Origin of the sequence: Streptococcus humanilactis (assembly GCF_019448275.1) — a bacterium.
Taxonomy (GTDB): Bacteria; Bacillota; Bacilli; order Lactobacillales; family Streptococcaceae; genus Streptococcus; species Streptococcus humanilactis.
The window spans coordinates 13,417-32,389 of the sequence record NZ_JAHXBZ010000006.1 but is presented as its reverse complement, the minus strand read 5'-3'; the positions used below and the strand labels follow the sequence as shown (position 1 = coordinate 32,389).

Here is an 18,973-nt window from a genome sequence, read left to right as displayed (position 1 = left end):
AGTCAAATAAGATTTTCCCAAAATCCATTGACAAAAGCCAACATTTTTTGTAAAATAAGAATCAATTAAATACCAACACCGAATGAAGTTTAATAGAAGTGGGGAATCGTTTGATTTTCCATGACTGTAAATGGACGGAACTCTGGAGAGACCGTAAAGGCACCGAAGGGGCAAGGCAGGCAACTGCTCAAACTCTCAGGTAAAAGGACAGAGCTAGGATAGACCGCTTTTTAGCATTTATCTAAGCATTCCAGAGTACATGTATCTTGCATGTGCTCTTTCTTTTGGGGTTGAAACGATAGGAGAAGGAAATGTTAGAATTGCTTAAATCAATCGATGCTTTTGCTTGGGGCCCACCCCTCTTGATTTTATTGGTCGGAACAGGGATTTACCTAACTATTCGGCTAGGACTCTTGCAGGTTTTGCGTCTGCCCAAGGCCTTCCAGCTTATTTTTACTAAGGACAAGGGGCATGGCGATGTATCCAGCTTTGCGGCCTTGTGTACAGCCCTAGCAGCGACAGTTGGTACGGGAAATATTATCGGAGTGGCGACGGCTATCAAGGTCGGTGGCCCAGGAGCCCTCTTTTGGATGTGGATGGCTGCTTTCTTTGGGATGGCTACCAAGTATGCGGAAGGACTACTAGCTATTAAATACCGCACCAAGGACGACCATGGTGCAGTAGCGGGAGGTCCAATGCACTATATCCTTCTGGGTATGGGAGAAAAGTGGCGTCCACTTGCTATCTTCTTTGCCCTGGCAGGTGTCTTAGTGGCTTTGTTGGGGATCGGGACCTTTACCCAAGTCAACTCGATTACAGAATCTATCCAAAATACGACGACTATTTCGCCAGCTATCACGGCTCTTGTTTTGTCTGTCTTTGTAGCGATTGCAGTCTTTGGTGGACTCAAGTCCATTTCTAAGGTTTCAACTACTGTTGTTCCTTTTATGGCTATTATTTATATTTTGGGAACTCTTACAGTTATTTTCTTTAATATCGGGAAAATCCCTGCTACAATCACTCTAATTTTGACATCCGCTTTTAGTCCGGTTGCTGCGGTAGGTGGATTTGCCGGTGCTAGCATTCGGATGGCTATTCAAAATGGTGTTGCGCGTGGTGTGTTCTCAAACGAATCTGGTCTGGGGTCTGCTCCCATTGCAGCTGCTGCGGCTAAGACAAATGAACCAGTAGAGCAAGGTTTGATTTCCATGACAGGAACCTTTATTGATACCCTTATTATCTGTACTCTGACTGGTTTGACCATCTTGGTAACTGGTGTTTGGAGCGGTGACTTGAATGGGGTTGCCTTGACTCAGTCAGCTTTCTCAACAGTCTTTTCACATCTTGGGCCTGCCCTTTTGACCATCTTCCTTGTGCTCTTTGCCTTTACAACGATTCTTGGTTGGAACTACTATGGAGAACGTTGTTTCGAGTTCCTCTTTGGGGTTCGCTTTATCTGGCTCTACCGTGTGGTTTTTGTGCTCATGGTCTTGCTGGGAGGATTTATCGAGTTGGATATGGTCTGGATTATCGCAGATATTGTCAATGCCTTGATGGCTCTGCCAAACTTGATTGCCCTCTTGGTCTTGTCACCAGTCGTCATTTCTGAGACTAAAAAGTATTTTGACAAATAATGAAATCACACACCGCGTGTGATTTTTTGCTTTCATAAAAAATTTCTATCAGTGTAATTTAAAATATATATTATACAAGGTATAGAATCTGTGATAGACTAGATTTCAACAACATGAAAAGAGGTTTTATGATGACAACATTTACAATTCATACAGTAGAATCAGCGCCAGCAGAAGTGAAAGAGGTTCTTGAAACAGTAGAAAAAGATAACAATGGCTATATTCCCAACCTAATCGGTCTCTTGGCTAATGCACCGACTGCTTTAGAGGCTTATCGTACTGTCGGAGCTATCAACCGTCGCAATAGCCTGACACCCGTTGAGCGCGAAGTCGTGCAAATCACGGCAGCCGTGACCAATGGTTGTGCCTTCTGTGTTGCAGGTCACACAGCCTTTTCAATCAAACAAATCCAGATGAATGATGATCTGCTTCAAGCCCTTCGCAATCGTACTCCAATTGAAACAGATCCTAAATTGGACACCCTAGCTAAGTTTACCTTGGCAGTTATCAATACCAAGGGTCGTGTAGGAGATGAAGCCTTAGCTGAGTTTTTAGAAGCTGGTTATAGCCAACAAAATGCCTTGGATGTGGTTCTTGGTGTCAGTCTAGCAAGCCTCTGTAACTATGCCAACAATCTAGCTAATACCCCAATTAACCCAGAATTGCAACCTTATGCTTAATTCATATCTGAGTAAAATGAAGTCTGAAATAATCGGACTTCGTTTTTTATCCCCTCATTTAAGCGCTTTTATGCTATACTGAAACTAACATGATTATTGGAGGTTAGGATGAAAAAACTCCCTTTGGTATTTTCTGGTTGTTTGCTAGGTTTGGCAGGAGCTGGAAATCTTATTTTAGATACGTTGCCGGTTCTGTCACATCTTTTTAGTCTGACTGGTTTGGTTTTATGGATTTACTTTCTGATTTTGCATCTCTTTAATTGGAAGGAAACCAAGCAAGAATTGACCAAGCCCCCTCTTTTGTCAGGGATGGCCACTTTTCCTATGGCTGGGATGATTTTATCTACCTATGCTTTTCGCGTCTTACCTCATCTTCCTTTGGTAGCGCAAGGGCTCTGGTGGTTTTCATTTCTCTTGGATGTGGCTCTGATTGCTGGCTTCACTATCAAATTTGCCTATCCAGGGCGGAGGGTTCATGCGACTCCAAGCTGGACGGTTCTCTATGTGGGGATAGCAGTAGCAGCCTTGACCTATCCTCTGGTAGGTATCATCGAAATTGCCTATGCGACCTTGAGTTTTGGATTTCTCTTGACCTTCTATCTCTACCCGCTTATTTATAGCGATTTAAAGAAACATCCACTCCCACAAGCCATGCTTGGACAAGAAGGGATCTACTGTGCTCCTTTCTCTCTACTCTTGGCTTCTCTAGTCCGAGTTGGAGGAGCCAGTCTACCGACTTGGCTCTTGATTGTCATGATCTTGTCTTCCCAATCTTTCTTTTTCTTTGTTTTGACTCGCCTGCCCAATATTTTAAAACAAGGTTTTCAACCAGCCTTCTCAGCACTCACCTTCCCAACCATTATCACAGCTACTTCGCTTAAGATGGCTCAGGGAATCTTGAAACTTCCATTTCTGGATTATCTGGTATTGGCTGAAACTGCTATTTGTTTAATTATTTTATTCTTTGTATTAGGCGCATATCTGAATTGGTTACGAAAAAAGGTCTAGCTAGAAATAGCTAAACCTTATTTTTTATGGTTTGATAACCTCAGCTCCACCCATGTATGGACGAAGTGCTTCTGGAATGGTCACAGAACCATCTTCATTTTGGTAGTTTTCAAGAATAGCAGCCACTGTACGTCCAACTGCAAGTCCAGAACCGTTCAAGGTGTGGAGCAATTTAACCTTGCCATCTGCTTCATCACGGTAACGGATTTGGGCACGACGAGCTTGGAAATCTTCTGTGTTTGAACAGCTTGAGATTTCACGGTAGGTATTTTGGGCTGGAATCCAAACTTCCAAGTCGTAAGTCTTCGCAGCTGAGAAGCCCATATCTCCTGTAGAGAGAGCAACGACACGGTATGGAAGGTTAAGTTTTTGAAGGATATTTTCAGCATTGGCTGTCATTTTTTCCAATTCTTCGTAAGATTCTTCTGGCTTGGCAAATTTGACCATTTCAACCTTGTGGAATTGGTGCAAACGAATCAAGCCACGAGTATCACGGCCAGCTGAACCAGCCTCAGAACGGAATGATGGACTCATAGCAGTGAAGTAAATTGGCAGGTCTTTGCCGTCAAGGATTTCATCACGGTAGTAGTTTGTCAGAGGAACTTCAGCTGTAGGGATAAGGACATAATTGCTGTCGCTCAATTCAAAAGTATCTTCCTTGAATTTTGGATATTGACCAGTACCAAACATAGAGTCATGGTTAACCATGTAAGGTGTGATGACTTCAGTATAGCCTTCTTTGCCATGTTCATCCAACATAAAGTTGTAGATAGCACGTTCTAAACGAGCACCGAGGCCTTTATAGAAGAGGAAGCGAGCGCCTGTTACCTTACCACCGCGTTCCCAGTCAAGGATACCAAGATCTTCACCAAGATCCCAGTGAGCTTTTGGCTTGAAATCGAACTCGCGTGGAGTACCCCAACGGCGAACTTCCACATTGTCATCTTCGTCAGCCCCAACAGGAACGCTGTCAGCAGGGATGTTTGGAAGAGTAGTGGTAAATTCTGTCAATTTAGCATCGATTTCTGCCAATTCAGCATCCAAGGCTTTGACCTCAGCAGATAGAGTTTGCATGGCGGCAATCTTGTCATCTGCATTTTCCTTGTTGCGCTTAGCTTGGGCAATCTCAGCAGAAACTGTGTTACGTTCTGCTTTGAGAGTTTCAACCTTGACCAAGATGTCACGACGTTTGGCATCGATTTCTTTCATCTCATTCAAGACAGCAGCATCTACACCACGTGTAGCTAATTTTTCTGCGACAGCATCAAAATCTGTACGAATACGTTTGATATCTAACATAAGAACTCCTTTATGAAAAAAGCACACCTGACAAAGCGTTGGAGTGGCAGGGCCACGGTTCCATCCAACTTCACAGGTGTGCACTTGATTGTGTATGTAATTGTTACTAACGGTAGAATTTCACCTATCCCTCCTATCTGCTCGCAGCATCCGCAGACTTTCTGAAAGAAGAAGATAACCTACTTATCCGTTGCTATGATTATACTAAAGTTTCTACTTTTTTGCAAATAGATTTTTAAATTTTTGACTAATGGTTTGAATCAGGGTCGGAAGTTTGACGACCTTATCATTCCCCAGTTTTTCGCGAGCAATTTTAAGAATGGCACCTGAGTCTTTTGAAGCAAAGAGGAATTTTCCTCTGTCTGTAAAGACTTCGAAGTGGCGACTGATTTTGCGACCAGTGACATTGGCTCCAATATGATTGATATGGCTCCAAGGAATCTGGATAAATTGTTCAACATTGACATCGGGGTAAAATTCCAAAGCCTGATCTCCGACAAGGAATTTCCCAACTTTCCCAGCTATAGAGAGGTAGGAGGTGCCTGTCGTATTGAGGAGCACTGTTTTGTTAAGTGATTGAGCCATGCTTAGTCTTCCTTACTTTCACCGAAAAAGGCATTGTAAAGGGCTTTAATAGCTGCTTTCTCTTGGTCCTTATGGACAACAAACATAATAGATACTTCACTAGAACCTTGAGACATCATCTGGATGTTGATCTTATTTTCAGATAGAGCACGTGTTGCAGTAGCAGTTACTCCGATATGGCTCTTCATCTTTTCTCCAACAATCATAATGATAGAAAGGTCGTGTTCGATTTCTGCATGATCTACTTCAGCCTTTTGAACCAACTGACGAAGGATTTCTTCTTCTTTGATAGGAGTTAGTTCACGAGAACGGAGAATAATTGAAAGATCGTCGATACCAGTTGGCATATGTTCCCAACCGATGTTGAGGTCTTCAAGGATTTGCAGAACCTTGCGACCAAATCCAACCTCACGGTTCATGAGGTATTTTGACATATTAATGCTGACAAAGCCTGAGTCACCAGCAATTCCCACAACTGGAAATTCATCACTACTGTGTTTTAGAACGATACGAGTACCTGGATGGTCAGGGTTGTTGGTATTCTTGATAACCAGAGGAATTTTTCCACGGTAGGCAGGTAGAAGGGCTTCGTCATGAAGGACTGAGAAGCCTGCATAGGCCAACTCACGCATTTCACGGTAGGTCAATTCTGGGATAGAGTGTGGTTGGTGAATAATTCCTGGGTGGGCTGCAAAGATACCATCAACGTCTGTAAAGTTTTCATAGAGGTCTGCCTTAACACCGGCAGCAATGATAGAACCTGTAATGTCTGATCCTCCACGTGAGAAGGTACAGATTTGATTTTCCTTAGTAACACCAAAGAAACCAGGAATGACAAGGACTTCATTTGCATTTGTCAATTCTTCAATCTTGTCATAACTTGATGGAATGATGCGAGCGTGACCAGGTTCACTTGTAACCACAATACCAGCTTCTCTAGGGTGCACATAGCGTGCATCAATCCCATTTTGATTAAAGTAGGCAGCAATCAATTTAGCATTGTTATTCTCACCGGCTGCTAGGAAAGTATCGTAGAGAAATTCATTTTCTTCGATAGGAAGAGTGGCCAAGGCACGAATGCTTTTAGAAATTTTTTCTAGAATAGCTGGCTTTAGTCCCAATTCGCTAACCATCGCAGCATAGCGGTCGATAATCCAGTTTTGACTCTTGCTAATATCGTTACCAGCAACATAGTCGCGGTAGTATTTAATTAAGGCATCCGTAACCTTAGTATCTTCAGCATTGCGTTTACCAGGCGCAGAAACGACGACAAAACGACGCTCTGAATCGCTTTTGACGATGTTTAAAACTTTTTCTAATTGACTAGCAGAGGCAAGAGAGCTACCTCCAAATTTAACAACCTTCATAAGAACTCCTAAAGTAAGTATTTTATACGATTATAGCAGAAAGAAAGCCTTTTTTCAATGAAGAAAATAAGATGCTTTCTAGTATAAAGCGAGCCTTTCTTATCGGCTGAGACACTTTCAGTCGATTTTTCCTTGCTTTCAAGTTTTAAAAAAGATATACTTTGGAAATAAAATAATTTAATACTCAATTAAAATCAAAGAGCAAACTAGGAAGCTAGCCGTAGACAGTACTTGAGTACGGCAAGGCGAAGCTGACGTGGTTTGAATTTGATTTTCGAAGAGTATAAACTGCTTATAAAATAAAAAGGAGTCCAGATGGAACACATTATTTATCAGCTTGATGAGGACTTGGCAATCCTTACCTTGAATCGTCCTGAGGTCGCGAATGGTTTTCATATCCCTATGTGTGAGGAGATTTTAGAAGTGCTGACTTTGGCAGAGAAGGATCCTGCTGTGCATTTTATCTTGATTAATGCTAATGGAAAAGTTTTCTCAGTTGGGGGAGATTTGGTAGAGATGAAGCGGGCAGTAGATGAGGATGATATTCCATCATTGACGAAAATCGCAGAGTTGGTAAATGCTATTTCTTATAAAATCAAGCAAATAGCCAAACCTGTCTTGATGGAGGTTGATGGGGCTGTTGCAGGTGCCGCAGCGAATATGGCTGTTGCTGCGGATTTCTGTCTGGCAACGGATAAGGCTAAGTTTATTCAAGCCTTTGTTGGCGTTGGCTTGGCTCCAGATGCAGGGGGAATTCATCTCTTGAGCCGCAGTATCGGTGTGACGCGTGCAACTCAATTAGCCATGACAGGTGAGGCTTTGACCGCAGAAAAAGCCCTAGAATGGGGGCTAGTTTACCGTGTTTCCGAAGCTGATAAACTTGAAAAGACGAGAGAACAGCTTCTTAAAAAATTAAGACGTGGTTCAAGTAATTCCTATGCAGCCATCAAGAAGTTGGTTTGGGAGAGCCAATTTAAAGACTGGCAGGATTATGCTACTTTAGAACTGAACCTACAGGAATCCTTAGCTCAAACAGAGGATTTCAAAGAAGGAGTGCGAGCTCATTCGGAGAGAAGAAGACCGAAATTTACTGGAAAATAAAAAAATACTTGCACTGTTCTTTGAAGTTTGATATAATTTTTTTGTCAAATGTTTTGATTGTGAAAGCTTTTTGAAAAGGAGGGAAAAGAGATTGGACTACCAACGAATTAATGAATATTTAACATCTATATTTAACAACGTCCTCGTCATTGAGGAAGTTAGCTTGAGGGGTAGTCGTTTCAAGGATATCTCCATCAAAGAAGTACATACAATCGATGTAATTGGAAAATTCCCAGATGTGACGCCAAGTCAAGTGTCGAAAGAGTTGATGGTGACTCTTGGGACGGTTACGACGAGTTTGAATAATCTTGAACGAAAGGGTTACATTGAACGCATTCGCTCAGAGCAGGATCGTCGTGTGGTTCATCTACATTTGACAAAGAAGGGTCGCTTGGTTCATAGGCTGCATAAACGCTTCCACAAGGCCATGGTTGAAAAAATCATTGATGGTATGAGTAAGCAAGAAATTGATGTTATGAGCAAAGGTTTGACCAATCTTTATCAATTTTTGGAGGATTTGAAATAATGGCTTTTGCAAAAATAAGCCAGGTTGCTCATTATGTGCCAGAGCAAGTGGTTACAAATCACGACTTGGCTCAGATTATGGATACCAATGATGAGTGGATTTCAAGTCGGACGGGAATACGACAAAGGCATATCTCAAGAACAGAATCTACTAGTGATTTGGCTACAGAGGTTGCTAAGAAACTGATGGCAAAAGCTGGAATAACAGGAGAGGAACTGGATTTTATCATCCTAGCTACCATTACTCCAGATTCGATGATGCCCTCTACAGCTACTCGTGTTCAAGCTAATATTGGTGCAAAAAAAGCTTTTGCTTTTGACCTAACCGCGGCTTGCAGTGGATTTGTATTTGCTCTTTCAACTGCTGAAAAGTTTATCGCTTCTGGTCGCTTTAAAAAAGGCTTGGTGATTGGTAGTGAAACCCTCTCTAAAGCAGTCGATTGGTCGGACCGATCAACAGCTGTTTTGTTTGGAGATGGTGCCGGTGGTGTCTTGTTAGAAGCTAGCGAGCAAGAGCATTTCTTGGCTGAGAGTCTCAATAGCGATGGAAGTCGTAGTGAGTGTCTGACCTATGGACATTCAGGGTTACATTCTCCATTTTCAGATCAAGAAAATGCAGATTCATTTTTGAAGATGGATGGACGCGCAGTCTTTGATTTTGCCATTCGAGATGTAGCCAAGTCTATCAAGCAGACTATTGATGAATCTCCTATAGAGGCGACAGACTTGGATTATCTGCTACTGCATCAGGCTAATGACCGTATTTTAGATAAGATGGCTAGAAAAATTGGTGTTGACCGAGACAAACTTCCAGCTAATATGATGGAATATGGGAATACCAGTGCAGCAAGTATCCCGATTTTACTTTCAGAGTGTGTGGAACAAGGTCTCATCCCTTTAGATGGTAGCCAGACTGTTCTACTATCAGGCTTCGGTGGAGGCTTGACCTGGGGCACGCTCATTCTTACAATTTAGGTAATCATGTGGTGAACACATTGTTATAAAAAACTATTTATTTTAAAGGAGTCCTATCATGGCAGTATTTGAAAAAGTACAAGAAATTATCGTTGAAGAACTTGGAAAAGACGCATCAGAAGTAACACTTGAATCAACTTTTGATGATTTGGACGCAGATTCATTGGACTTGTTCCAAGTAATCTCAGAAATCGAAGATGCTTTTGATATCCAAATCGAAGCAGAAGATGACTTGAAAACAGTTGGTGACTTGGTTGCCTACGTTGAAGAGCAAACAAAATAAGCAGAATATAAGATAGAAGGAGTAGGGGAACCCGCTCCCTCTTGTTTAGGCAATAGTTTGATTGTCAAATTATGATGGTATCGAACTATTACGTAAGCAAGAAACGATGGAGGCACTATGAAAACACGTATTACAGAATTATTGAACATTGATTATCCTATTTTTCAAGGAGGAATGGCCTGGGTCGCTGATGGTGATTTGGCAGGGGCTGTTTCCAAAGCTGGAGGACTAGGGATTATCGGTGGGGGGAATGCCCCTAAAGAAGTTGTCAAGGCAAATATTGACAAGATCAAATCGTTGACTGATAAACCCTTCGGTGTCAACATCATGCTCTTGTCTCCCTTTGTGGAAGATATTGTAGACCTCGTTATCGAGGAAGGTGTTAAGGTAGTGACAACAGGCGCAGGAAATCCTGGAAAATACATGGAACGCTTCCATGAAGCTGGGATCACGGTTATTCCAGTTGTACCAAGCGTTGCCCTAGCTAAACGAATGGAAAAAATTGGTGCGGACGCTGTTATCGCAGAAGGAATGGAAGCTGGGGGACATATCGGTAAATTAACAACCATGACCTTGGTGCGTCAAGTGGTGGCAGCTGTATCTATTCCTGTTATTGCGGCAGGAGGGATTGCGGATGGTGAAGGTGCTGCGGCTGGCTTTATGCTAGGTGCAGAGGCTGTTCAGGTTGGAACTCGTTTTGTCGTTGCCAAAGAGTCTAATGCCCATCCAAATTATAAGGCCAAGATTTTAAAAGCTAGAGATATTGATACTACGATTTCAGCTCAACACTTTGGCCATGCTGTTCGAGCTATTAAAAACCAATTGACTCGTGATTTTGAAAAAGCTGAAAAAGATGCCTTTAAACAGGAAAATCCTGATTTGGAAATCTTTGAACAAATGGGAGCAGGTGCCCTAGCCAAAGCGGTTGTACACGGAGATGTGGATGGTGGCTCTGTCATGGCAGGTCAGATCGCAGGGCTTGTTTCCAAAGAAGAAACCGTTGAAGAAATCCTAAAAGATTTGTATTACGGAGCAGCTAAGAAAATTCAAGAAGAAGCCTCTCGTTGGGCAGGAGTTGTAAGAAATGACTAAAACAGCCTTTTTATTTGCTGGTCAAGGTGCCCAGTATCTAGGGATGGGACGGGATCTCTATGATCAGTATCCGATTGTCCAAGAAACGATTGATCAAGCGAGTCAGGTACTCGGTTATGATTTGCGTCATCTCATTGATACGGAAGAAGAAAAACTCAATCAGACTCGCTATACGCAACCTGCCATTCTAGCGACTTCGGTTGCTATCTACCGTTTATTGCAAGAAAAGGGCTATCAGCCGGATATGGTTGCTGGTTTGTCTCTTGGAGAATATTCTGCCTTGGTGGCCAGTGGCACCTTAGATTTTGAAGATGCGGTAGCCTTGGTCGCTAAGCGTGGCGCCTATATGGAAGAAGCGGCCCCTGCTGGTTTTGGCAAGATGGTGGCTGTTCTCAATACGCCAGTAGAGGTCATTGAAGAAGCCTGTCAAAAAGCTTCTGAACTTGGAGTGGTTACCCCAGCAAACTATAATACACCTGCACAAATCGTGATTGGTGGAGAAGTGACTGCAGTTGATCGAGCTGTTGAACTCTTGCAGGAAGCAGGTGCCAAACGCTTGATTCCTCTCAAGGTTTCAGGGCCTTTTCATACCGCTCTCCTTGAGTCTGCTAGCCAAAAACTAGCTGAAACTCTAGCTCAAGTAAGTTTTTCAGATTTTACTTGTCCCCTAGTTGGTAATACAGAAGCTACGGTCATGAAAAAAGAAGACATTGCTCAACTTTTGACGCGTCAGGTCAAGGAGCCAGTTCGTTTTTATGAGAGTATTGCAGTTATGCAAGAAGCAGGCGTAACCAACTTTATCGAGATTGGACCGGGGAAAGTTTTGTCAGGCTTTGTCAAAAAAATTGATAAGACGGTTAAACTAGCCAATGTTGAAGATCAGGCTAGTTTGGAAGCCTTGCTAGAAAACAAGTAATCCCTTCTCCCACAAATATAAGAGGAAACAGGAGAAAAGAATGCAACTAAAAAATAAAAATATCTTTGTTACAGGTTCGAGTCGTGGAATTGGTCTTGCCATTGCCCACAAGTTTGCTCAGGCAGGAGCCAACATCGTCTTAAACAGTCGCGGGTCTATCTCAGAAGAATTGCTCGCTGAATTTGAAGACTACGGTGTCAAGGTAGTTCCTATATCAGGAGACGTGTCAGATTTTGCAGATGCTAAACGTATGGTTGAGCAAGCTATTGCAGAGCTGGGTTCAGTAGATGTTTTGGTCAACAATGCAGGGATTACCCAAGATACCCTGATGCTCAAGATGACAGAAGCAGATTTTGAAAAAGTGCTTAAAGTGAATCTGACTGGTGCCTTTAACATGACACAATCAGTCTTGAAACCGATGATGAAAGCCAGAGAAGGTGCTATCATCAATATGTCTAGTGTTGTTGGTTTGATGGGAAATATCGGTCAAGCTAACTATGCTGCTTCTAAGGCTGGCTTGATTGGTTTTACCAAGTCTGTGGCTCGTGAAGTGGCCAATCGCAATATCAGGGTTAATGCTATCGCACCTGGAATGATTGAGTCCGATATGACAGCTGTCCTATCAGACAAGGTAAAAGATGCCATGCTGGCGCAAATTCCTATGAAAGAATTTGGGCAGGCAGAGCAGGTTGCAGATTTGACAGTATTTTTAGCAGGCCAAGATTATCTAACTGGTCAAGTGGTTGCCATTGATGGCGGCCTCAGTATGTAGCAGAAGCTAGAGGTAAAAAAGATGAAACTAAATCGTGTAGTAGTAACAGGTTATGGAGTGACATCTCCAATTGGAAATACACCAGAAGAATTTTGGAATAGTTTGACAACTGGAAAAATCGGAATTGGTCAAATAACAAAATTTGATCATAGTGACTTTGATGTGCATAATGCAGCAGAAATCCAAGATTTTCCTTTTGATAAATACTTTGTTAAGAAAGATACCAATCGTTTTGATAACTATTCTTTATATGCCTTGTATGCGGCTCAAGAAGCTGTTAATCATGCAGGTCTTGATGTAGAGGCCCTTGATAAAGATCGTTTTGGTGTTATTGTTGCCTCAGGTATTGGTGGAATCAAGGAAATTGAAGATCAAGTGCTTCGTCTCAACGAAAAAGGGCCAAAACGTGTGAAACCATTGACCCTTCCAAAAGCCTTGCCAAATATGGCTTCAGGAAATGTTGCTATGCGTTTTGGAGCAAACGGTGTTTGTAAATCCATCAATACCGCCTGCGCTTCATCAAATGACGCGATTGGGGATGCCTTCCGCTCGATTAAGTTTGGTTTCCAAGATGTTATGTTGGTAGGTGGTTCAGAAGCCTCTATCACACCTTTTGCTATTGCTGGTTTCCAAGCCCTAACTGCTCTCTCAACTACAGAGGACCCAACTCGTGCTTCCATTCCATTTGATAAGGACCGTAATGGTTTTGTCATGGGTGAAGGTTCTGGGATGTTGGTTCTTGAAAGCCTTGAACACGCTGAAAAACGTGGGGCTACTATCCTTGCTGAAGTGGTTGGTTACGGAAATACCTGTGATGCCTACCACATGACTTCTCCACATCCAGAAGGTCAGGGAGCTATCAAGGCCATCAAACTAGCCTTGGAAGAAGCTGAGATTTCTCCAGAGCAAGTAGCCTATGTCAATGCTCACGGAACGTCAACTCCTGCTAATGAAAAAGGAGAAAGTGGTGCGATCGTAGCTGTTCTTGGTAAGGAAGTGCCTGTATCATCAACCAAGTCTTTCACAGGACATTTGCTGGGTGCTGCAGGTGCAGTAGAAGCTATTGTCACCATCGAGGCTATGCGTCATAACTTTGTACCAATGACAGCTGGAACAAGTGAAGTATCAGATTATATCGAAGCCAATGTCGTTTATGGACAAGGCTTGGAGCAAGAAATTCCATACGCTATTTCAAATACTTTTGGTTTTGGTGGCCACAATGCAGTTCTTGCTTTCAAACGTTGGGAGAATAAATAAGTATGAATTTAAACGATATTAAAGACTTGATGGCCCAATTTGACCAGTCAAGTTTGAGAGAATTTTCTTATAAAAATGGGACGGATGAGTTGCAGTTTAGTAAGAATGAAGCGAGACTGGTGTCTGAAGCTGCACCTCAAGTCGCTCCAGCCCCCATTCTAGCAGCACCGAGTCCAGTGGCTCCTACATCTGCTTCAGCAGAAACTGTAGTGGAAGAAGTTCCAGCTTCAGCAGAAACAAGTGTAGTTGCTGAGGGAGATCTTGTAGAGAGCCCACTTGTTGGGGTGGCTTACTTGGCTGCTGGCCCAGATAAACCTGCCTTTGTAACAGTTGGTGATAGTGTTAAAAAAGGTCAAACATTGGTCATCATCGAAGCCATGAAAGTCATGAATGAAATTCCAGCACCTAAGGATGGTGTGGTAACGGAAATTCTCGTTTCTAACGAAGAAATGGTTGAGTTTGGTAAAGGATTGGTACGTATCAAATGATCGATATTCAAGGAATCAAAGAAGCCCTTCCCCACCGTTATCCTATGCTCCTAGTAGACCGTGTCTTGGAAGTGAGCGAGGACACTATTGTTGCCATCAAAAATGTGACCATCAACGAGCCCTTCTTTAATGGTCATTTCCCTCAATACCCTGTTATGCCAGGTGTTCTGATTATGGAAGCCTTGGCGCAAACAGCTGGTGTCTTGGAGTTGTCAAAACCTGAAAATAAGGGGAAACTGGTCTTTTACGCTGGTATGGATAAGGTCAAATTCAAGAAGCAAGTTGTACCAGGTGACCAATTGCTTATGACGGCAACGTTTGTAAAACGTCGTGGCACAATCGCTGTGGTTGAAGCAAAGGCTGAAGTGGATGGCAAGCTTGCAGCTAGTGGTACTCTTACCTTTGCAATAGGGAACTAAGGAGGTTCTCCATGTTTCGAAAAATTTTAATTGCCAATCGTGGTGAAATTGCGGTTCGGATTATCCGTGCGGCGCGTGAATTGGGGATTGCAACGGTGGCGGTTTATTCAACTGCTGATAAGGAAGCCCTTCATACGCTTTTGGCAGATGAAGCGGTTTGTATCGGCCCTGGTAAGGCAACAGAGTCTTATCTCAATATCAATGCGGTTCTATCAGCCGCAGTCTTGACAGAAGCAGAAGCCATTCACCCCGGTTTTGGCTTTCTCAGTGAAAATTCCAAATTTGCAACCATGTGTGAAGAGGTGGGAATCAAGTTTATCGGCCCATCTGGTCATGTCATGGATATGATGGGAGACAAAATCAATGCGCGTGCTCAGATGATAAAAGCAGGCGTGCCAGTCATTCCAGGTTCGGATGGAGAAGTGCATAACTCTGAGGAAGCTTTGATTGTTGCTGAAAAAATTGGCTACCCTGTTATGCTCAAGGCTTCAGCAGGTGGAGGTGGTAAAGGGATTCGTAAGGTTGAAAAACCAGAAGATCTCGTTTCCGCCTTTGAAACTGCCTCTAGCGAAGCCAAGGCCAATTATGGCAATGGTGCCATGTACATTGAACGGGTTATCTATCCAGCTCGTCACATTGAGGTTCAAATCCTAGGTGATGAACACGGAAATGTGATTCACTTGGGTGAACGGGATTGTTCTCTTCAACGGAATAACCAAAAGGTTTTAGAAGAAAGTCCTTCGATTGCAATTGGCAAAACGCTACGCAATGAAATTGGTGCTGCTGCTGTTCGAGCGGCAGAGTCTGTTGGCTATGAGAATGCAGGGACTATTGAGTTTCTTCTTGATGAAGCCAGTGGCAATTTCTACTTCATGGAAATGAATACTCGTGTACAAGTAGAACATCCAGTAACAGAGTTTGTTTCAGGTGTGGATATCGTTAAGGAACAGATTCGCATTGCGGCAGGTCAGCCCCTGTCTGTTAAGCAAGAAGATATTGTCCTACGCGGTCATGCCATCGAGTGTCGGATCAATGCAGAAAATCCAGCCTTTAACTTTGCTCCAAGTCCAGGTAAGATTACTAATCTCCATCTGCCAAGTGGTGGAGTTGGCTTGCGTGTGGATTCAGCAGTTTATCCAGGCTATACCATTCCGCCCTATTATGATAGTATGATTGCCAAAATCATAGTACACGGCGAAAATCGTTTTGATGCCTTGATGAAAATGCAACGTGCCCTCTATGAATTAGAGATTGAAGGAGTGCAGACCAATGCAGATTTCCAGCTTGACCTCATTTCAGATCGTAATGTCATTGCTGGAGATTATGATACTTCCTTCTTGATGGAAACCTTCTTACCTAAATATCAAGAAAAAGAATAAAATGACTTCAAGAGTTTAAACCGAAAAGGGGAATCAATGGCTCTATTTAGTAAAAAAGATAAGTATATTCGAATTAATCCCAATCGTTCGGTTAGGGAAAAACCTCAAGCTAAGCCAGAGGTTCCAGATGAATTATTCTCCCAGTGTCCGGGTTGTAAGCATACCATCTATCAGAAGGATCTGGGAAGTGAGCGTATCTGTCCACATTGTAGCTACACCTTTCGTATTTCTGCCCAAGAACGCTTGGCTTTGACGATTGATATGGGAACCTTCAAGGAATTGTTTACAGGGATTGAAAGCAAGGATCCCTTGCATTTCCCTGGTTATCAAAAGAAACTAGCAACTATGCGTGAAAAAACAGGTCTGGATGAAGCCGTTGTGACAGGAACAGCTCTTATAAAAGGTCAGACTGTGGCTCTTGGGATTATGGATTCCAACTTTATCATGGCATCTATGGGTACGGCTGTAGGGGAAAAAATTACTCGCTTGTTTGAGTATGCGACTGTTGAACAGTTGCCAGTTGTTCTCTTCACAGCTTCTGGTGGAGCCCGTATGCAGGAAGGAATCATGAGTCTCATGCAAATGGCTAAGATTTCTGCAGCAGTTAAACGCCATTCAAATGCTGGTCTCTTTTACCTGACCATTTTGACAGATCCAACGACAGGTGGTGTAACAGCTTCTTTCGCTATGGAAGGAGATATCATTCTGGCTGAACCACAGAGCTTGGTTGGTTTTGCTGGGCGTCGTGTCATTGAAAATACGGTTCGTGAAAGCTTGCCTGAGGATTTCCAAAAGGCAGAATTCCTATTGGAACATGGCTTTGTGGATGCTATTGTCAAAAGAAGAGACTTACCAGATACGATTGCTAGTCTAGTCAGATTGCACGGAGGGGGTCCTAGATGAATATTGCAAAAATAGTCAGAGAAGCGCGTGAGCAGAGTCGCTTGACAACCTTGGACTTTGCGACAGGCATTTTTGATGAATTTATCCAATTACACGGTGACCGTTCTTTTCGTGACGATGGTGCAGTTGTTGGTGGTATTGGCTGGCTTGGGGACCAAGCTGTAACAGTTGTTGGTATCCAAAAAGGCAAGAGTTTACAAGATAACCTCAAGCGAAATTTTGGTCAACCACATCCAGAAGGCTACCGCAAGGCCCTACGGTTGATGAAACAGGCTGAAAAGTTTGGTCGTCCAGTTGTGACCTTTATCAATACAGCAGGTGCCTATCCTGGTGTCGGAGCGGAAGAACGTGGACAGGGAGAAGCTATTGCTCGCAATCTCATGGAAATGAGTGACCTGAAAGTTCCGATTATCGCCATCATTATCGGTGAAGGTGGTTCAGGTGGAGCTCTGGCTCTGGCAGTCGCAGACCGTGTTTGGATGCTGGAAAATTCTATCTATGCCATTCTCAGCCCAGAAGGCTTTGCTTCCATTCTATGGAAGGACGGAACTCGTGCCATGGAAGCAGCAGAGTTGATGAAAATCACATCACATGAACTGCTAGAAATGGACGTGGTGGATAAGGTGATTTCTGAAGCAGGACTTTCTAGTAAAGAACTGATTAAGAATGTCAAAAAAGAACTTCAAGCTGAGCTAGCTAGACTTTCACAAAAATCGCTATCAGAGTTGTTGGAAGAGCGCTATCAACGGTTTAGAAAATACTAATACAAAAACTAGAACTGGCAGTCAGTTCTAGTTTTTGTGTGGTTCTTACTCTGTGCAGAGGGGAAAGTCAAAAGGTGCTTGGAAGACCAAACACCTTTTCGATTATTCATTTTCTTCAGTTACAAATTGACTAAGCAGTCCGTTGATAAAGCGGGCTGATTTTTGATCTGAAAAATTCTTAGCAAGTTCAATGGCTTCATTGACTGCTACCAGCTGAGGTGTATCAAATGATATAATTTCAAAGATACCCAAGCGTAGTAAGTTTTTTTCGACCAAGGTCAATCGTTCAACTGTCCAGCCTGACTTGAGGTGCTGGTTGATTTGTTTATCCAACTCGTCTTTTTGAGCTTGAACACCAGAAACCAAGTTTAGAAGAAAGGCAGGGATTTGCACATCTGCATCTTCACGGTCATGTGTGTAGGCAAAGTGACAAGCCGTTTCCATATCTGTGTCGAATTCAAGGCTCACGAGAGCTTGAAAAGCGCATTTACGAAGTTCGCGTCTAGATTCTAATAATGGACTAGTCATTGAGGAAGTCCTCGTTAAATAGATCTTTCAACTCAGGTTTTGGTGTTTTATCTGGAACGATTCCTGCAACATGGATGTTGACAGCAGAAAGTTCCACATCAGCCATATCTCGGACAGCATCTTTGACTGCTTTTTGAATAGCAAGAGCAACTTTTGGTACTTTCACACCGTACTCAAGGTAGAGATAGATGTCAGCAGTTAGTTCTTCGTTACTTTCTTTTAAGTAGACGCCGCGACCAAGAGAGAGTTTTGATAGGGTATCAGATACGGATTTATTTGAAAATGAGTGGACACCATCAACTTTAGCAGTTGCGATGGCAATGATTTTTTCAAGTACACGTGGAGCGATAACGATTTCGCCAAATTGTTCTTCAATTCCCATAGAATGACCTCTTTCTAGAGATTAGGCACGAGAAACGTAAGTTCCTTCTGCAGTGTTGATGATCAATTTTTGTCCAGCTTCGATGAAGTCAGGAACGTTGACAACAAGTCCAGTTTCCATAGTCGCTGGTTTACCAGAACCTGTAACAGTAGCACCTTTGATAGATGGTTGTGTTTCAGCAACTGTCAATTCAACAGTAGTTGGTACAGTTACACCGATTACTTCAGTTCCGTAGAATTGGATTTTTACATCTGAGTTTTCAAGGATGTAAAGCAATTCATTTTCAACGTTTACGACTGGGATTTCGTATTGGTCATAAGTTTCAGTGTTCATGAAGTAGGCAGTTTCATCCATTTTGTACAAGTATTGAGCTGGAACAGTTTCGATAATAGCTTGTTCGAATTTTTCTTCTGGACGGTAGCTTGTATCAAATGTAGAACCAGTACGGACATCACGCAATTTCATACGCATGATCGTGTTTCCTTTACCTGGTTTGTGGTGGCTAGCTTCCAAAACGCGGATTAATTTTCCGTCTGCAGTTTCAAATGTCATACCAGCTTTCAATTTGCTTGCTTCAATCATGTTTTTACCTCTTTAATAAATATTATTACTCTTC

At 42.7% G+C, this 18,973-nt stretch carries 22 protein-coding genes and 1 riboswitch; of the genes, 16 read left to right on the top strand and 6 right to left on the bottom strand.

The window, feature by feature from the left end:
• Nucleotides 1-132 precede the first annotated feature (132 nt).
• Nucleotides 133-221: riboswitch (glycine riboswitch) on the top strand.
• 90 nt (nt 222-311) lie between these two features.
• From KV696_RS08175 to KV696_RS08165, 3 genes are all read left to right on the top strand, one after another.
• Entirely contained in the window at nt 312-1,634 is a 1,323-nt protein-coding gene (locus KV696_RS08175; RefSeq protein WP_219967358.1) for an alanine/glycine:cation symporter family protein, read from the top strand.
• A gap of 131 nt (nt 1,635-1,765) precedes the next feature.
• Complete coding sequence (locus tag KV696_RS08170) at nt 1,766-2,314, top strand: carboxymuconolactone decarboxylase family protein (RefSeq protein WP_000206767.1); 549 nt, start codon at nt 1,766-1,768, stop codon at nt 2,312-2,314.
• A gap of 108 nt (nt 2,315-2,422) precedes the next feature.
• Nucleotides 2,423-3,322, top strand: a complete 900-nt coding sequence (locus tag KV696_RS08165) for a TDT family transporter (RefSeq protein WP_219967357.1) — start codon at nt 2,423-2,425, stop codon at nt 3,320-3,322.
• A 24-nt stretch (nt 3,323-3,346) separates the two neighbouring features.
• Here KV696_RS08165 and serS read toward each other — a convergent pair whose 3' ends face one another.
• From serS to KV696_RS08150, 3 genes are all read right to left on the bottom strand, one after another.
• The gene (gene serS / locus KV696_RS08160) at nt 3,347-4,621 is read right to left on the bottom strand and encodes a serine--tRNA ligase (RefSeq protein WP_219967356.1); all 1,275 of its coding nucleotides are present in this window, start codon (nt 4,619-4,621) and stop codon (nt 3,347-3,349) included.
• Between the two features lie 213 nt (nt 4,622-4,834).
• The gene (locus KV696_RS08155; protein WP_219967354.1) at nt 4,835-5,206 is read right to left on the bottom strand and encodes a DUF956 family protein; all 372 of its coding nucleotides are present in this window, start codon (nt 5,204-5,206) and stop codon (nt 4,835-4,837) included.
• A 2-nt stretch (nt 5,207-5,208) separates the two neighbouring features.
• Entirely contained in the window at nt 5,209-6,573 is a 1,365-nt protein-coding gene (locus KV696_RS08150; protein WP_219967353.1) for an aspartate kinase, read from the bottom strand.
• Between the two features lie 315 nt (nt 6,574-6,888).
• Between KV696_RS08150 and KV696_RS08145 the strand changes: the two genes are divergently transcribed.
• The 13 genes from KV696_RS08145 (at nt 6,889) to KV696_RS08085 (ending at nt 17,447) form a co-directional block, all read left to right on the top strand.
• Nucleotides 6,889-7,674, top strand: coding sequence for an enoyl-CoA hydratase (locus KV696_RS08145; protein ID WP_000400064.1), 786 nt, complete (start codon nt 6,889-6,891; stop codon nt 7,672-7,674).
• Between the two features lie 91 nt (nt 7,675-7,765).
• Nucleotides 7,766-8,200 carry a fatty acid biosynthesis transcriptional regulator FabT gene (gene fabT, locus KV696_RS08140; RefSeq protein ID WP_049521263.1) on the top strand — a complete coding sequence of 145 codons (435 nt, stop codon included), beginning with the start codon at nt 7,766-7,768 and terminating at the stop codon, nt 8,198-8,200.
• Nucleotides 8,200-9,174: a beta-ketoacyl-ACP synthase III gene (locus KV696_RS08135; RefSeq protein WP_219967352.1), complete on the top strand. Its 975-nt coding sequence runs from the start codon at nt 8,200-8,202 to the stop codon at nt 9,172-9,174. The genes fabT and KV696_RS08135 overlap by 1 nt, the downstream gene beginning before the upstream one ends.
• Nucleotides 9,175-9,232: 58 nt before the next feature.
• On the top strand, nt 9,233-9,457 hold the full coding sequence (locus KV696_RS08130; RefSeq protein ID WP_000257838.1) for an acyl carrier protein: 225 nt from the start codon (nt 9,233-9,235) through the stop codon (nt 9,455-9,457).
• Nucleotides 9,458-9,574: 117 nt separating this feature from the next.
• Nucleotides 9,575-10,549 (top strand): enoyl-[acyl-carrier-protein] reductase FabK, encoded by a 975-nt coding sequence (fabK, locus tag KV696_RS08125; protein WP_023945583.1) that lies wholly within the window; start codon nt 9,575-9,577, stop codon nt 10,547-10,549.
• Nucleotides 10,542-11,465 (top strand): ACP S-malonyltransferase, encoded by a 924-nt coding sequence (fabD, locus tag KV696_RS08120; RefSeq protein WP_219967351.1) that lies wholly within the window; start codon nt 10,542-10,544, stop codon nt 11,463-11,465. Before fabK ends, fabD begins: the two co-directional genes overlap by 8 nt.
• Nucleotides 11,466-11,505: 40 nt before the next feature.
• Complete coding sequence (fabG, locus tag KV696_RS08115; RefSeq protein ID WP_219967350.1) at nt 11,506-12,237, top strand: 3-oxoacyl-[acyl-carrier-protein] reductase; 732 nt, start codon at nt 11,506-11,508, stop codon at nt 12,235-12,237.
• Nucleotides 12,238-12,258: 21 nt separating this feature from the next.
• Nucleotides 12,259-13,494, top strand: a complete 1,236-nt coding sequence (fabF, locus tag KV696_RS08110; protein ID WP_219967348.1) for a beta-ketoacyl-ACP synthase II — start codon at nt 12,259-12,261, stop codon at nt 13,492-13,494.
• A gap of 2 nt (nt 13,495-13,496) precedes the next feature.
• Nucleotides 13,497-13,982: an acetyl-CoA carboxylase biotin carboxyl carrier protein gene (accB, locus tag KV696_RS08105; protein ID WP_219967347.1), complete on the top strand. Its 486-nt coding sequence runs from the start codon at nt 13,497-13,499 to the stop codon at nt 13,980-13,982.
• Entirely contained in the window at nt 13,979-14,401 is a 423-nt protein-coding gene (gene fabZ / locus KV696_RS08100; protein WP_000565509.1) for a 3-hydroxyacyl-ACP dehydratase FabZ, read from the top strand. The genes accB and fabZ overlap by 4 nt, the downstream gene beginning before the upstream one ends.
• Before the next feature lie 11 nt (nt 14,402-14,412).
• Entirely contained in the window at nt 14,413-15,780 is a 1,368-nt protein-coding gene (gene accC, locus KV696_RS08095) for an acetyl-CoA carboxylase biotin carboxylase subunit (RefSeq protein ID WP_219967346.1), read from the top strand.
• A 36-nt stretch (nt 15,781-15,816) separates the two neighbouring features.
• Entirely contained in the window at nt 15,817-16,683 is an 867-nt protein-coding gene (gene accD / locus KV696_RS08090) for an acetyl-CoA carboxylase, carboxyltransferase subunit beta (RefSeq protein ID WP_219967345.1), read from the top strand.
• The gene (locus KV696_RS08085; protein ID WP_219967343.1) at nt 16,680-17,447 is read left to right on the top strand and encodes an acetyl-CoA carboxylase carboxyl transferase subunit alpha; all 768 of its coding nucleotides are present in this window, start codon (nt 16,680-16,682) and stop codon (nt 17,445-17,447) included. The genes accD and KV696_RS08085 overlap by 4 nt, the downstream gene beginning before the upstream one ends.
• 102 nt (nt 17,448-17,549) lie before the next feature.
• On the opposite strand, the gene nusB is transcribed toward KV696_RS08085, so the two are convergent.
• From nusB to efp, 3 genes are read right to left on the bottom strand one after another with little or no spacing between them, the layout of a single operon-like run.
• On the bottom strand, nt 17,550-17,975 hold the full coding sequence (gene nusB, locus KV696_RS08080; protein WP_219967341.1) for a transcription antitermination factor NusB: 426 nt from the start codon (nt 17,973-17,975) through the stop codon (nt 17,550-17,552).
• Nucleotides 17,968-18,357: an Asp23/Gls24 family envelope stress response protein gene (locus KV696_RS08075; protein WP_020902992.1), complete on the bottom strand. Its 390-nt coding sequence runs from the start codon at nt 18,355-18,357 to the stop codon at nt 17,968-17,970. Before KV696_RS08075 ends, nusB begins: the two co-directional genes overlap by 8 nt.
• Before the next feature lie 21 nt (nt 18,358-18,378).
• The gene (efp, locus tag KV696_RS08070) at nt 18,379-18,939 is read right to left on the bottom strand and encodes an elongation factor P (protein WP_000568643.1); all 561 of its coding nucleotides are present in this window, start codon (nt 18,937-18,939) and stop codon (nt 18,379-18,381) included.
• Between the last annotated feature and the right edge of the window lie 34 nt (nt 18,940-18,973).